This window comes from Ruegeria sp. HKCCD7251, from assembly GCF_013031165.1.
In the GTDB taxonomy this organism is placed as follows: Bacteria; Pseudomonadota; Alphaproteobacteria; order Rhodobacterales; family Rhodobacteraceae; genus Ruegeria.
Window position 1 is genome coordinate 71,238 of record NZ_WPZC01000003.1, and the last position, 13,933, is coordinate 85,170.

At 59.1% G+C, this 13,933-nt stretch carries 13 protein-coding genes; 7 read left to right on the forward strand and 6 right to left on the reverse strand.

The window, feature by feature from the left end; all coding sequences use genetic code 11:
- Window positions 1-46 precede the first annotated feature (46 nt).
- Both GOX75_RS09525 and GOX75_RS09530 read right to left on the reverse strand, forming a co-directional pair.
- Window positions 47-862 (reverse strand): ChaN family lipoprotein, encoded by an 816-nt coding sequence (locus GOX75_RS09525; protein ID WP_171122492.1) that lies wholly within the window; start codon window positions 860-862, stop codon window positions 47-49.
- A complete protein-coding gene (locus tag GOX75_RS09530) occupies window positions 859-1,737 on the reverse strand; it encodes an RNA polymerase factor sigma-32 (protein ID WP_171122494.1) in 879 nt (292 codons plus the stop codon). Before GOX75_RS09530 ends, GOX75_RS09525 begins: the two co-directional genes overlap by 4 nt.
- Before the next feature lie 100 nt (window positions 1,738-1,837).
- Between GOX75_RS09530 and cobU the strand changes: the two genes are divergently transcribed.
- The 4 genes from cobU to GOX75_RS09550 are packed head-to-tail and all read left to right on the forward strand — an operon-like array spanning window position 1,838 to window position 5,434.
- Window positions 1,838-2,359: a bifunctional adenosylcobinamide kinase/adenosylcobinamide-phosphate guanylyltransferase gene (gene cobU, locus GOX75_RS09535; protein WP_371808148.1), complete on the forward strand. Its 522-nt coding sequence runs from the start codon at window positions 1,838-1,840 to the stop codon at window positions 2,357-2,359.
- Window positions 2,356-2,934 carry a histidine phosphatase family protein gene (locus GOX75_RS09540; protein ID WP_171122496.1) on the forward strand — a complete coding sequence of 193 codons (579 nt, stop codon included), beginning with the start codon at window positions 2,356-2,358 and terminating at the stop codon, window positions 2,932-2,934. Before cobU ends, GOX75_RS09540 begins: the two co-directional genes overlap by 4 nt.
- Window positions 2,935-2,992: 58 nt before the next feature.
- Window positions 2,993-3,877: a glutathione S-transferase gene (locus GOX75_RS09545; RefSeq protein ID WP_171122498.1), complete on the forward strand. Its 885-nt coding sequence runs from the start codon at window positions 2,993-2,995 to the stop codon at window positions 3,875-3,877.
- A 45-nt stretch (window positions 3,878-3,922) separates the two neighbouring features.
- Window positions 3,923-5,434 carry a YifB family Mg chelatase-like AAA ATPase gene (locus tag GOX75_RS09550; RefSeq protein ID WP_171122501.1) on the forward strand — a complete coding sequence of 504 codons (1,512 nt, stop codon included), beginning with the start codon at window positions 3,923-3,925 and terminating at the stop codon, window positions 5,432-5,434.
- Here the strand turns inward: GOX75_RS09550 and gshB are convergent.
- From gshB to rsmI, 3 genes are all read right to left on the reverse strand, one after another.
- Window positions 5,431-6,363 carry a glutathione synthase gene (gene gshB, locus GOX75_RS09555; RefSeq protein ID WP_171122503.1) on the reverse strand — a complete coding sequence of 311 codons (933 nt, stop codon included), beginning with the start codon at window positions 6,361-6,363 and terminating at the stop codon, window positions 5,431-5,433. The genes GOX75_RS09550 and gshB overlap by 4 nt on opposite strands.
- A gap of 61 nt (window positions 6,364-6,424) precedes the next feature.
- Window positions 6,425-6,796 carry a YraN family protein gene (locus tag GOX75_RS09560; protein ID WP_171122505.1) on the reverse strand — a complete coding sequence of 124 codons (372 nt, stop codon included), beginning with the start codon at window positions 6,794-6,796 and terminating at the stop codon, window positions 6,425-6,427.
- Window position 6,797: 1 nt separating this feature from the next.
- A complete protein-coding gene (gene rsmI / locus GOX75_RS09565) occupies window positions 6,798-7,655 on the reverse strand; it encodes a 16S rRNA (cytidine(1402)-2'-O)-methyltransferase (protein WP_171122506.1) in 858 nt (285 codons plus the stop codon).
- Between the two features lie 88 nt (window positions 7,656-7,743).
- Here rsmI and GOX75_RS09570 point away from each other — a divergent pair, with 88 nt between their 5' ends.
- The 3 genes from GOX75_RS09570 to murJ are packed head-to-tail and all read left to right on the forward strand — an operon-like array spanning window position 7,744 to window position 13,233.
- Window positions 7,744-8,916 carry a penicillin-binding protein activator gene (locus GOX75_RS09570; protein ID WP_171122508.1) on the forward strand — a complete coding sequence of 391 codons (1,173 nt, stop codon included), beginning with the start codon at window positions 7,744-7,746 and terminating at the stop codon, window positions 8,914-8,916.
- Window positions 8,876-11,695: a [protein-PII] uridylyltransferase gene (locus tag GOX75_RS09575; protein WP_171122510.1), complete on the forward strand. Its 2,820-nt coding sequence runs from the start codon at window positions 8,876-8,878 to the stop codon at window positions 11,693-11,695. The genes GOX75_RS09570 and GOX75_RS09575 overlap by 41 nt, the downstream gene beginning before the upstream one ends.
- Window positions 11,692-13,233: a murein biosynthesis integral membrane protein MurJ gene (murJ, locus tag GOX75_RS09580; protein WP_171122512.1), complete on the forward strand. Its 1,542-nt coding sequence runs from the start codon at window positions 11,692-11,694 to the stop codon at window positions 13,231-13,233. The genes GOX75_RS09575 and murJ overlap by 4 nt, the downstream gene beginning before the upstream one ends.
- Here the strand turns inward: murJ and GOX75_RS09585 are convergent, their stop codons facing one another.
- On the reverse strand, window positions 13,234-13,920 hold the full coding sequence (locus tag GOX75_RS09585; RefSeq protein WP_171122513.1) for a rhomboid family intramembrane serine protease: 687 nt from the start codon (window positions 13,918-13,920) through the stop codon (window positions 13,234-13,236).
- Between the last annotated feature and the right edge of the window lie 13 nt (window positions 13,921-13,933).

Below are 13,933 nucleotides of genomic sequence, written 5' to 3' on the forward strand. Positions count from 1 at the left end.
CCGGTCGGCCCCGACATTAGGCAAGGCCGCCGAACAGTTCCAGCGGTTAATTCTGCGTCTCAAATGCAAGGCAGGGGTCTTCCCGTTCGACCGAAGGGCTGTCAATCACCGCGTCGAATTCACCTTCGATGCTGCCGTCCTCGGACTGTCCCAGAACGAATACTTTCAACCCCGGGCGCAACCGAGACAAAAAGGTCGGGACACCCCAATCCTTGCGCGCATGGCCATTGCCCGTGATCACAGCAACCGGGCCACCCGTTTCATCCGTTGCGCGCAGAATCGACCGTGTAAGAACGGCATCGCGTAGCCGCTGAATGGCAACCATTTGCGGCAATGCGCTTTCGGGAATGGCATCGCAATGCGCGGCAAGCTGATCGGCTTCGCGCGCCATCTGCTCGGCGGTCGACAAGGGGATCGTCAGACCATATCGCGCCGCATCCGCGCCCAATGCGGTCGCGGCCCCCCGCTCCATCGCGGCGCGGGCAGCGGCGCGTGGAACCATCGCGCCATAGACCGGCGCATCTGTTGCCTGAAAAACGGGGTAATACATGCTCAATGGTGGCCAGCCGGACTCGGCCCACCGCAATATTCGCGACAATTCCTCGGGGTTGGAGGCCGCTTTCTGGGCAAGTCGCTGCGCCCCCTCCTCGGTCACCATTTCCCATACCACGGCCGAGGGCGACACGATCTTCAATGCCTCGGTCTGCACCATGTGGTGTTGGGGATTGTCATGGATTTCACCCAGAATAACCACGTCCGCCGACCGCATCGCGGCCGCAACGTCGTCTGGAATATGTTGATCAGCCCGGCCCTGACTGACCGTAACCATCAATGCACACAGCAGAATCGCAATCTGTTTCATGCGATGAAGTGTTGCACCTCGCGGGATTGCGCTTCAAGGTTCTTGCGCATTTTCACGAATGCCGCCGCTTCCAACTGGCGCACGCGTTCCTTGGACAGGCCAAGCTCCTGACCCAGACTTTCAAGCGTCCGCGCAGGTTCGCGCAGCTTGCGTTCGCGAACAATGAACCGCTCTCGCTCGTTGAGCGCCTGCATCGCGGTTACAAGCCATTCCCGCAACCGTTCGGTGTCGTGAGTGTTTTCGACTGTCTCAGCAGCCTGTTCGCGCTCGTCTTCCAACGCATCAATCCACTCGCGCCCGTCTTCATCGGCAGACTGCACGGCGTTCAACGAGAAATCGGAACCGGACAGCCGCCCTTCCATCATCTCGACGTCGCGCAGGGGCACGCCAATCTCGGCGGCAATCATCTGATGCAACTGGTGACGATCCAATTGCATTCCTTCTGTCGCGGCTTCCCGCTCCAGCCGTGCCTGGACACGGCGCATATTGAAGAACAGCGATTTTTGTGAGGAGGTCGAGCCCGTCCGAACCATCGACCAGTTCCGCATCACATAGTCCTGAATGCTGGCCTTGATCCACCATACTGCATAGGTGGAAAAGCGCACGCCGCGATCCGGGTCGAACTTGTCGGCGGCCTTCATAAGACCAAGCCCCGCCTCCTGGATCAGGTCATTCATGGGCGCACCGTATCGTTTAAACTTGGCCGCCATCGAAATCGCCAGCCGCATATAAGCCGTGATCAACCGATGCAGAGCTTGCTCGTCACGTTGGTCGCGCCATGCATACGCAAGTTTCAATTCAGTTGCCGCGTCCAGCAATTCCGCCTTCATTGCCTGTCGCGACATTGAAAAATCGTTTGAATTGTCCAGTGCCATGGAAATCTCCCCTTTTCACAGGCGCAGCACGGCCTTGCTTTGCCGACTTATGGTCGATACGCAGAACAAAACCGGGTGGATCACATGGAAGGTAAGAATAGTGTATCCGGATTTAACCTTTGTGATAGGGGGCGCGGCTTCGGGCAAATCTGATTTTGCCGAACAACTTGTTGTTTCATCAGGTAAAAACCGCAATTACCTTGCCACATCACAAGTGTTTGATGATGAGATGCGCCTAAAGATTGATCGCCATATCGCGCAACGCGGCCCGGATTGGTCAACGATCGAGGCACCGCTGGACCTTGAACCAGCCTTATCAGCTCTGACACCGGACGATGTGTGCCTGATCGACTGCGCGACCATGTGGCTGACCAACCATATGCTGGCTGAAAACGACCTGATGCAAGCCCAGACTGCCCTGTTGAAGGCCCTCGCAGACTGCAAGGCCCCGGTCGTTATTGTTTCTAACGAAGTGGGTCAGGGCATCGTACCCGAAAACGCCCTGTCCCGCCGCTTTCGCGAGGTGCAGGGGCGGTTGAATATTGCGCTGGCGGCTCAGGCAGAACTGGTAGTTCAGGTTCAGGTCGGTCTGCCGCTGGTTCTGAAAGGACAGCTACCATGACTCGCCTGCATCTTGTCCGCCATGGCCCGACTCATGCCAAAACCATGGTCGGTTGGTCCGACTTGCCTGCTGACCTCAGCGATACGGCCGCTGTGGCGCGACTGCATGACCATTTACCGCCCGAGTCACTGGTGATTTCCTCGGACCTGTCCCGCGCGGTCGATACGGCATCGGCCATACAAGGCGCGCGCGCGCGCTTGCCCCATCACCCCGACCTGCGGGAAATCAAATTCGGCACGTGGGAGTTGCGCGGGTTCAAGGATATCGAGGCCGACGACCCCGAACTTGCCTTTGCCTACTGGGACAACCCAGGCGACGTGCGCCCGCCCGAAGGTGAAAGCTGGAATGAGGTCCGGGCGCGCGTGGATACCGTTGTTGACGCGTTGATCACACAGCACACCGGGCAAGACCTGGTCGTTGTTGCGCATTTCGGGGTCATTCTAACCCAGGTACAACGCGCATTGGATGTCACCGCTCGAGAGGCGTTTAGCCACAAGATCGACAACCTGTCGGTCACAGAGCTGACCCATCACGACGACGGATGGTCTGTTGGGCGGATCAATCACCTTCCGTGATCTGCACCCCCACAAATCACTGATTTACGGATAGGTTTTCGCGCGCCATCCTGCGGTCATGACCTATGATCTGTTTGTTGGGGACCGCCTGTTTTCCAGTTGGTCCATGCGTGGCTGGTTGATGCTGGAAAAGTTCGACCTGCCGTATCGAACGCATATGATCGGCCTTTATTCAGGCACAATGGCCGAAGATATGAAGCCACTTGCGCCAGCGCGCCTTGTACCTGCCCTGCGCCTGCCGGAAGGTACTGTTGTGGGAGAAAGCCTCGCCATGGCCGAAACGCTGGCCGAGCGGCACCCCGCGGCCGGACTATGGCCCAAAGACCCGTCAGCCCGTGCAACGGCGCGGTGGTTGTGCGCCGAAATGGTAGCCGGGTTCTCGGCGTTGCGCGGGGAATGCCCGATGCAGCTCAAACAGTGTTGGCAGGGGTACAAGCCGTCGTCAGAAACTCTGAACGATCTGGAACGGATCGAAACGCTCTGGCATCACGCGCGCGACGTGTCCGGTTCGACGAGCGGTCCGTTGTTCGGCACCTATTCTTTGGCGGATGTATTCTATACGCCGGTTGCAGCGCGCATCGTCGGGTACGGGCTGCCCGTGTCCGATGCGAACCGGCAGTATTGTCTGGACCTTCTTTCTGACCGAACCGTCCGGCAATGGCGCGCGATGGGACTGACCGTGAATTATGCGCCATTTCCCTATCCACAGGATCTTTCATCACGGCCTTGGCCTGTTGGTGGGCGCACCGATGCAAGCGCCGTTTCCGGAACCAATTCGGTCAACAGCGCCTGCCCTTACTCTGGCAAACCGGTCACTCATGTTCTTGAGTTGAACGAACGGCTTTGGGGTTTCTGTAATGCGTTCTGCCGCGACAAAACCGTTGCAGACCCTGAAGCTTGGCCAAAATTCACCGCGATGGTAGCCGACGTTAACGATTCCTAAACTGCCCGCGTGCCAGCAACGACCTGTTAACCAAAAAGGTCGTTCATGGTCGCCCGCTCACATACCGTCGCTTTCCAAGGGGCCGAGGCCCGCCCCGTCGAGGTGCAATGCGCTGTCTCGCCGGGCCTGCCCGCTTTTTCCATCGTCGGCCTGCCCGACAAGGCCGTGTCAGAGGCCCGCGACCGCGTCCGTAGCGCGCTCAGTTCCATGGCGATCGCGCTACCGTCGAAACGTATCACCATCAACCTGTCACCTGCCGACCTGCCGAAAGAGGGCAGCCATTTCGACCTGCCCATCGCCGTCGCGCTGCTGTCCGCACTGGAAATCATCCCGCCCGACGCCGCCGAAAGCGCGGTGTCGCTGGGTGAACTGTCGCTGGACGGATCGCTGGTTCCCGTGGTTGGCGCCCTGCCTGCGGCGATGACTGCCGCCGCCGAAGACCGAGCACTGCTCTGCCCCAAAGCCTCCAGCGCCGAGGCCGCATGGGTCGACGCCACGCAGGTCATAGGGGCCGGATCGTTGGGGGATGTGGTGCGACATTTCTCAGGCCAGGCCCCGTTATCCGCCGCCCAACCCGGCGAGGTCAGCCTTGCACCCAGCGCCCGCGACCTGCGGGATGTGAAAGGACAGGAACGAGCCAAACGCGCGCTCGAGATCGCCGCCGCCGGGCGACATCACCTGATCATGATCGGCACGCCGGGGTCGGGGAAATCCATGCTGGCCGCACGTTTGCCCGGAATTCTGCCGCCGCTGACCCCGGCCGAGGCGCTGGAAACCTCGATGATCCAATCGCTTTGCGGCTTGCTGGACGAAGGCGGCATCAGCCGCACCCGTCCGTTTCGGGAACCGCACCACACCGCTTCGATGGCTGCAATCGTTGGCGGTGGAAAAGGCGCGAAACCGGGGGAAATTTCTCTGGCCCACAACGGTGTGCTGTTCATGGACGAATTCCCGGAATTCCCGCGCACAGTTCTGGAAACCCTGCGCCAACCGATCGAGACGGGCGAGGTCATGGTCGCCCGGGCCAATGCGCATGTGAAGTATCCCTGTCGTTTTATGCTGGTGGCCGCCGCCAACCCTTGCAAATGCGGTTATCTGACGGACCCCGCCCGCGCCTGTTCCCGCGCACCGGTCTGTGGCGAGGATTATTTGGGCCGCATTTCGGGCCCACTGATGGACAGGTTTGATCTGCGCCTCGAAGTGCCGCCAGTCGGTTTTACCGATCTTGATCTGCCCCCATCCGGCGACAGTTCGGCCACTGTTGCCGCGCGCGTGGAACAGGCACGTGCTGTTCAGGCGCAGAGGTTCGAGGGCACATCGACCCGACAGAACGCGGATGTGGAAGGTGCCATTCTGGAAGAAATCGCAGCGCCAGACGCCGAAGGCAAAGAATTGCTGTTGAAGGCCGCTGAACGGTTTGGCCTATCCGCGCGCGCCTTTCACCGTATGTTGCGGGTGGCGCGCACGATTGCCGATCTGGACGGAGCGCCGGATGTAAAACGGCCCCATGTGGCTGAGGCGCTGAGCTTTCGCGTCAGCGCACAAGCCGCGTCTTAGACCTTGGCCTCAATTGCCTGCCAGATTTTTTCAGCGATGTTGACGCCGTCAAACCGCTCCAGCTCCTGAATGCCGGTGGGCGAAGTCACGTTGATCTCGGTCAGGTAGTCGCCGATCACGTCGATCCCAACAAAAATCTGGCCCTTTTCCTTCAGTAACGGCCCAATCGCGGCGCAAATTTCAAGATCGCGCTCGGACAGGCCGATCTTTTCAGGACGCCCGCCGACATGCATGTTTGACCGGGTTTCGCCTGCCGCTGGTACACGGTTGATCGCGCCAACCGGTTCTCCATCCACCAAAATGACACGCTTGTCGCCATTGCTGACGTCAGGCAGGAACTTTTGAACGATCAGCGGTTCGCGCGAGAACCCGGTGAACAGTTCATGCAGCGACGTCAGATTGCGATCATTTGCATCCAACCGGAACACGCCCGCGCCACCGTTGCCGTAAAGTGGTTTTAGGATGATATCATCGTGCTTTTCCTTGAACGCCTTAATCGTCTGCAAATCCCGAGCGATGGTTGTGGGCGGGGTCAGTTCCGGGAAATCCAGCACCAGCAGCTTTTCGGGATAGTTTCGCACCCAGAACGGATCGTTGACCACCAGCGTCTGCCCTTTGAGGCGATCCAGCAAATGCGTCGACGTGATGTAATGCATGTCGAACGGAGGGTCTTGCCGCAGCCAGACAACATCAAACTCGGCCAGATCAAGCTCACGCTCGGAGCCCAGCTCGGCCGGGTTCCCGGCAATCCGCTGCACCGTCATGTCCTGACCGCGCGCCGTTATGCGACCTTCCTGATAGGCCAGTTGATCCGGCCCATAGAAAAACAGGGAATGGCCGCGCTTCTGTGCTTCTTCCGCAAGGCGGAAGGAACTGTCGGCATTGATATCCACGGCCCCGATCGGGTCCATCTGAAAGGCGATTTTCATGGCGTGTCCCTCAGTTTCACGCCAGATACATGGCCCAGCGCGCCCAAGGGTTCAATGGGTGTCAGTCCTGACCAATGGCGTTTTCAATAATTTGAACAGCGCCCGAGGCATCCACCAGCGCCGCGTCGAACCGAACATTAGTGAGTTGACCACCCGGTTCATTCTCCAGAAATTGCGCGGCAGAGGCGCAAATGCGGCTCATCTGTCGGCGATTGATCCGAGCGGCAGCCATTTCAAAGCTTTGGCTTTTCTTGACCTCGACAAAAACCAGCCCTTTGGCGTCTCGGGCGATCAGGTCGATTTCCCCGCCCGCGCCACGCCAACGATGATGCAGGATGGTGAATCCGCGACGCTCGTAATCTGTCGCCACTCGCAATTCCGCAGCCTGCCCCGCGTGAAAAGACACAGAGCTTTGCACGGATCGCCTGGACATTTCATCCCTTTCCCAGCTTCAATGCCTTCTGGTAGATCGGTCGGCGCGGCAACTTGTACATTTCAGATACAAGGTCAGCGGCATCGCGCACCGAATGCGTCTCCAAGGCACGTTTCAATGCCTCTTCTACGTCAGATTCGTTAACGGTTTCCGAATGCCCGCGATCCACCAGCAGAACAATTTCGCCTTTGACGGTTTGCCCCGCGATCTCGGTTGCAAGCGTGCCCAGCGTGCCGCGCCGAACCTCTTCGAATTTCTTAGTCAACTCGCGACACATTGCGGCCTGCCTATCCCCTCCCAGAACATGTGCCAGATCCGCCAAAGATGCGGCCACACGTTTTGGCGATTCGTAGAACACCAGCGTTCCGGGCACATCCCTCAGCGCTTCGATCCGTGTTCGGCGTGCACCCGACGCGTTCGGCAGAAACCCAGCGAAAAAGAACGCGTCTGTCGGCAGGCCTGCAAGGGTCAGGGCCATCAACGCAGCAGACGGACCCGGTGCACAAGTCACCATATGGCCGGCCTCAGCCGCCTGTTTTCCCAGATCATAACCCGGATCGGCGATCAGCGGCATCCCGGCCTCGGACGCATAGACCACCGACTGACCGGCCTGCAGCGCGTCCAGTATCTTCCCCCGCGCACCTGCGCCGCTGTGATCGTGGTAGGCCAGTATCCGACGCCCGTCCAACGGAACTCCGTGGATCTCCATCAGCCGCCGCAGACTGCGCGTGTCCTCGGCCGCGATCATGTCTGCCGAAGCCAGCAGATCCAAGGCCCTGAGCGTAATATCGCGCGCCGTTCCGATCGGAGTGGCAACAAAATACAGGCCCGCGCCCAATCTGACTTTTTGGTGATTCAAAGCTGGACCCTCACAGCGTGACGTTTATTATCGCGGCATAACAGACTTGCGGTACTCCAAGCCGCCGGGACAGGGAGTTTTCATTTAGATGTTTATCCATTGCAAGCCCGTTCGCAAACTGGCGAAAACCGCCGCCGTGCTGGCAACTGCCGCATTTCTGGCTGCCTGTGAGACAGGTAATCTGGGTGGTGGACCATCAATCAATACCTCCGCGCCTGTTCCTGTTGCCCTTCTGGTGCCCGCAGGTTCACCCCAGTCTGGTGACGCAGCATTGGCACGCAGCCTTGAAAACGCCGCGCGCCTTGCAATGGCCGACCTGCAAAACGTGACGATTGATCTGCGGGTCTACGATACACAAGGCAGTTCCAACACCGCCGCCGAGGTCGCACAGCGCGCTGTGGCAGACGGGGCGAAAATCATCCTTGGCCCCGTTTACGCGCAGGCGGCAAACTCTGCCGGGCTTGCTGTCCTAAACAATAACGTCAACGTGCTGTCTTTCTCGAACAATACCAGCATCGCGGGTGGAAATGTCTTTGTTCTGGGCCCGACGTTCCAGAATACGGCCAATCGCCTTGTGAACTTCGCCGGTACGCAGGGAAAAACCGGTGCCGTGATCGTCCACAGCAATGACGCCGCAGGTCAGCTTGGCCAGTCGGCGATCGCCAATGCGCTAAGCAGCAGCCGGGTTAACAACGCCGGTACGGTCGCATATGACCGCTCACAGCAAGGTGTCATCAACTCGGTACCCACGATCAAGGCCACGGTCGATGCGTCAGACGCCGATTCCATCTTTTTGACCGCAACCACAGCGGGGGCATTGCCGCTGTATTCGCAATTGCTGCCCGAAGCTGGTGTTTCGCCTGCAACGACGCAGTTTATGGGTCTGACGCGCTGGGACATCCCCGCCCAGACGCTTGAGCTGCCGGGCGTGCAAGGCGGGTGGTTTGCGCTGCCCGATCCATCCAAGGCACAAGCCTATCGCCAGCGCTATAACAATACCTATGGCGAAGCGCCGCATCCGATCAGCGGCCTGGCCTATGACGGCATCGCGGCGATCGCTGCGTTGGTCAGCCAAGGTAAGTCGAATGCGCTGACAGCGTCGGCACTAACACAAAATGCCGGTTTTCAAGGTGTTGGCGGAATTTTCCGCCTACGCTCGGACGGTACGAACGAACGCGGTCTGGCTGTCGCCACGATCCAGAATAAACAGGTAGTAGTGATTGACTCCGCCCCACAAAGCTTCTCTGGCGCTGGCTTCTGATCGGCCCGCGCTGACCCTCGTTCCGCGCGGCGAACTGATATGCCCGGCTGATGACATATTCGACAGTAACTCTGTTATGGCGCAACTGTCGGAAGCCTTCAAAAAGACATCGGAAAACGCCGCACGGCGCAATGAAACCGTGCGAATACTGCGCGATGCCCAAAAAGCCGGACGTCAGGCCATTGCCGACGCATTTGCCAAACGTCCCTTCGATGCGCGTCCGCTCACCCGTTCTTATACCTACCTGACCGACGGTCTGGTCTGCACTGCCATGCAAGTGGCAAGCCTGGACCTGCATCCGCTGGCCACCCCGACGCAGGGTGAAAAGATTGCCGTACTGGCGGTGGGGGGATATGGGCGCGGTGAAATGGCCCCGGCATCAGACGTCGATCTTCTGTTCCTGACCCCCTACAAGATTACCGCCTGGGCCGAGAGCGTGATCGAGTCCATGCTCTATATCCTCTGGGACCTGCGGCTAAAGGTCGGGCACTCCTCACGCACCATCAAAGACTGCCTGCGGCTTGGCGGCGACGATTTCACGATTCGTACCGCGATGCTGGAACAGCGTTATCTGGCAGGTGACGAAACGCTTGCCGGCGATCTGACAAAACGGCTGCGCGAAGATCTATTCAAGGGCACCGAGCGTGCCTTCATCGAAGCCAAACTACAGGAACGTGACGAGCGACACATAAAGCAAGGCCAGCGCTACATGGTCGAGCCCAACGTGAAAGAAGGTAAAGGCGGGCTTCGGGATCTTCAGTCTTTGTATTGGATCGCCAAATACATCTACGGCGTACAGGATGTGGCCGAGTTGGTGCCCCTTGGTCTGTTCACGCCGGACGAATTCGCCACCTTTGTTCAGGCCGAGGATTTTCTGTGGGCAGTGCGTTCCCACCTGCATCTGGTGACGGGACGGGCCACTGAACAACTGACCTTCGATCTGCAGGTCGAAGTGGCCGATCGCATGGGGTACGAAGACAGGGCCGGACGCCGCGGCGTAGAAGTGTTCATGCAGCGCTATTTCCGCGAGGCCACGAAAGTCGGGGAACTGACGCGTATTTTCCTGACCAAACTGGAAGCAAGCCACATGAAAGGTGCGGCTTTGCTTGAACGTATTCTGCGTCGTCGCCCCCGGGTCAAACCCGGCTTTCGCGTCGTTCACGGTCGACTGAACGTCTCCGACCCGGATCAGTTCCTTGTCGACAAGCTGAACATGCTGCGCCTCTTTGAAGAGGGGTTGCGCACCGGAATGTTGATCCATCCCGACGCGATGCGACTGGTTACCGCGAACTTGCAGCTGATCGACGAGGACATGCGCGAAAACAAGGAAGCCCAGCGCATTTTCCTTGATCTGATGCTGAAGCACGGAAACCCTGAACGGGCCTTGCGCCGAATGAACGAACTGGGGGTTCTGTCTGCTTTCCTGCCGGAATTCGAACACATCGTCGCAATGATGCAGTTCAACATGTATCACAGCTATACGGTGGATGAGCACACCATCCAGTGCATCGTAAACCTTGCCCAGATCGAGCGCGGTGAGTTGGTGGAATCCCTACCGTTGGCCTCGTCAATCCTGAAAGAGGGCATTAATCGCAAGGTCCTGTATGTGGCGCTGCTGTTACATGACATTGCCAAGGGGCGGCCCGAAGATCATTCTATCCTTGGCGCGCAGATTGCCCGCAAGGTCGCGCCCCGTTTGGGGCTGAACAAGAAGGATGCGGAAACTGTCGAATGGTTGGTGCGGTATCACCTGTTGATGTCCGACATGGCGCAAAAGCGCGATATTTCGGACCCGCGCACGGTAAGGGATTTTGCCAAGGCGGTGAAAACGGTTAAGCGGCTGGACCTGCTGACGGTTCTTACAGTCTGCGATATCCGCGGTGTGGGGCCGGATACCTGGAACAACTGGAAAGCAACCCTGCTGCGGGCCCTGCACGCCGAAACAAAGCGCGCACTTGAGACAGGAATGGAAGACCTTAACCGTGCCAATCGCGGTGCGGGTGCCAAGAAAGCGTTGCGCGCGAAACTGGCCGAATGGTCAAAGGGTGACCTGAAGACGGAAACTGCTCGGCACTATGACCCCTATTGGCAAGGTCTGCACCTTTCAACGCATGTCGAGTTCGCCGAGATGCTTAGGGACCTTGATCGCAACGGGGATTCAGGTGGGATGGAAATCCGCCTGCACCCGGACGAGGATCGTGATGCAACGCGTGCCTGTTTTGCCATGGGCGACCACCCGGGTATCTTTGCGCGAATTGCGGGGGCGCTGGCCTTGGTCGGGGCAAACGTGGTCGATGCACGCAGCTATACCACCAAGGACGGATATGTGACCGACGCGTTCTGGATTCAGGATGCCGAGGGACGCCCGTTCGAGTCCAGCCGACTGCCACGCCTGACGCAGATGATCCACAAAACGCTTAAGGGTGAAGTGGTCGCGCGCGATGCCCTGAAAACCCGCGACAAGATCAAGAAGCGTGAGCGCGCATTTAACGTGCCCACCCATATCATCTTCGACAATGACGGGTCCGAGATTTACACAATCATCGAAGTGGATACGCGCGACCGCCCCGGCCTACTGTATGATCTGGCCCGCACGCTGGCCGCCGCCAATGTCTATGTGGCAAACGCCGTGATCGCGACCTATGGCGAGCAGGTGGTCGATACCTTCTATGTCAAAGACATGTTCGGGCTGAAATACCACTCGGAAGGCAAACAGCGCACACTGGAGGCCAAGCTGCGCAAAGCCATCACCGAGGGCGCCAAGCGCGCAGCCTCATGAAGCAGATCCGGCTGTTTTCGGGCCTGTTCACGGTCGGGTTCTGGACCCTCACCAGTCGGATATTGGGATTTCTGCGTGAAATTCTGCTTACGGCCTATATCGGGCCGGGGCCAGTGATGGACGCGTTTGTCGCCGCATTTCGCCTGCCAAACATGTTCCGCCGATTTTTCGCCGAAGGTGCATTCAACGCCGCGTTTGTGCCGATGTTCTCGAAACGACTGGAGGGCGAAGAGGACGCGCAGGGCTTTGCACAGGATGCCTTCAACCTGCTTGCGGCGGCGGTGCTGGCACTGGTCGGGCTTGCAATGGTTTTCATGCCCGCTCTGGTCTGGGTAACGGCCGAAGGGTTTTACGGCGATGAACGGTTCGATCTGGCGGTCGACTACGGCTATGTGCTGTTCCCATACATCCTTTTCATGTCATTGGCCGCGTTGTTTTCGGGCGTTTTGAACGCTACAGGCCGGTTTGCGGCTGCTGCGGCCGCGCCGGTTCTTCTAAATGTCTTTGCCTGTGCCGCCCTGATCGCCGGGGCCATGTCCGGCGGGGAAGTGATCCGCTGGCTAATCGCCGTAATCCCGCTGGCCGGTATTGCGCAACTGGCGTTGGTCTGGGTCGCGACCGAGCGTGCCGGATTCCGCATTCGCCCCGGGCTACCAAAACTCAGCCCCGAGATGCGGCGGATGGTGCGCATCGCTGTTCCTGCGGCGCTCGCCATGGGGGTGACGCAGGTCAACCTTGTGGTGGGACAGCTTGTGGCGTCCAAGACGGAAAAGGCCGTTAGTTGGCTATTTGCAGCCGACCGCCTGTACCAGTTGCCCTTGGGCGTCGTCGGCATCGCTGTTGGCATTGTCCTGCTGCCTGACCTGTCACGACGCCTGCGCGCCGATGACAAGGACGGCGCACGCAACGCGTTCTCGCGCGCGGGAGAGTTCACGCTGCTGCTGACGATCCCGTCGACCGTGGCTTTCGTGATCATTCCGAATCCGTTGGTTTCAGTCCTGTTCGAACGCGGTCAATTTAGCGCCGAAGACACGGCGGCGACGGCCCTTGCCGTCGCGATTTACGGAATTGGGCTGCCCGCCTTCATGCTGCAAAAGCTGCTGCAACCTTTGTTCTTTGCGCGCGAGGACACGCGGTCGCCCTTTCACTATGCGGTGGTCGCCATGATCATCAACGCTGGGCTGGCCTTTGGGCTGTATCCGGTGGTGGGATGGATTGCGCCTGCGATCGCGGCCTCGGTCGCAGGCTGGGCCATGGTCGGGCTGCTGATTATCGGGGCACGGCGCATGGGGGAAGAAGCCCGGTTTGACGACCGTTTCAAACATCGTGCGTGGCGCATCATGGCTGCGTCTGCCGGGATGGGCGTTGTGCTTTTCGCCGCCATTCACCTGATTGGCTGGGCGTTTCACGTACCCGGCTGGCGGTATCTTGCATTGATGCTGCTGATCTTGGTTGCCGCCGTCACGTATTTCTTTCTTGGTCACCTAATGGGCGCTTTCAAGGTGTCTGAGTTCAAGACAGCTTTGCGCCGGTCGTGATCAATCCCGCCGTATACGCCCCACGATCCGCGCCCAGCCACCCGGAGCCAGAAAGAACGACAGGCCAAAGCCGGTGGCAAACCCACCCAGATCAGCGACCCAATCCAGCGTTCCGCCAAATAGAAGGCCGAACAGCAACTGAATGCCCATCAACACCGCAATCAGGCTGAAGGCGCGCGACTGGTTCTCTCCGACCAGCGACAGCTTTCGCCACAAAATCCACGTGAACGCTCCAATCAGGCCGTAGACCGGGGGGAATCCTCCGACCAGCGGATATTGCGGATCAAGCGGCACGGCATAGATCAGTGCGCCGCCGATACCGGACAGCACAAAGATTACCAGCATCTGCACGCTGCCAAACACTTCGGCCACCATCTTTCCCATGGCCAACACAAAGACACAGACAAAGACGGCCTGGGTGAAATTGGCCGACACGAACGGATAGGTCACGAAACGGATCAGATGTTCGAAAGGCCACCGGCCATTCTCAACCATCCAGTCAAAGATGTCGGGCGAAAACGAATACTGCTGCAACGCGTCCAGCCGCCAGCCGATAGCAGACGGCCCTCCGACCAGCCCGCGTGAGCCCAGCATAAAGATCAGCTCGATCCCGAAGATGAACAGAACCAACGCCACCACAACGGGCGGCAGGGGGTTCACGGCTGGCGTATAATGCTCACTGCTCATTGGGCTGGCCTTT

Excerpts from the sequence above, each read along its gene's own strand:
- GOX75_RS09530 (WP_171122494.1), bottom strand. The coding sequence starts at position 1,737 with ATGGCACTGGACAATTCAAACGATTTTTCAATGTCGCGACAGGCAATG.
- GOX75_RS09550 (WP_171122501.1), top strand. The coding sequence starts at position 3,923 with ATGGTCGCCCGCTCACATACCGTCGCTTTCCAAGGGGCCGAGGCCCGC.
- GOX75_RS09545 (WP_171122498.1), top strand. The coding sequence starts at position 2,993 with ATGACCTATGATCTGTTTGTTGGGGACCGCCTGTTTTCCAGTTGGTCC.
- GOX75_RS09570 (WP_171122508.1), top strand. The coding sequence starts at position 7,744 with ATGTTTATCCATTGCAAGCCCGTTCGCAAACTGGCGAAAACCGCCGCC.
- GOX75_RS09525 (WP_171122492.1), bottom strand. The coding sequence starts at position 862 with ATGAAACAGATTGCGATTCTGCTGTGTGCATTGATGGTTACGGTCAGT.
- gshB (WP_171122503.1), bottom strand. The coding sequence starts at position 6,363 with ATGAAAATCGCCTTTCAGATGGACCCGATCGGGGCCGTGGATATCAAT.
- GOX75_RS09585 (WP_171122513.1), bottom strand. The coding sequence starts at position 13,920 with ATGAGCAGTGAGCATTATACGCCAGCCGTGAACCCCCTGCCGCCCGTT.
- GOX75_RS09540 (WP_171122496.1), top strand. The coding sequence starts at position 2,356 with ATGACTCGCCTGCATCTTGTCCGCCATGGCCCGACTCATGCCAAAACC.
- murJ (WP_171122512.1), top strand. The coding sequence starts at position 11,692 with ATGAAGCAGATCCGGCTGTTTTCGGGCCTGTTCACGGTCGGGTTCTGG.
- GOX75_RS09560 (WP_171122505.1), bottom strand. The coding sequence starts at position 6,796 with ATGTCCAGGCGATCCGTGCAAAGCTCTGTGTCTTTTCACGCGGGGCAG.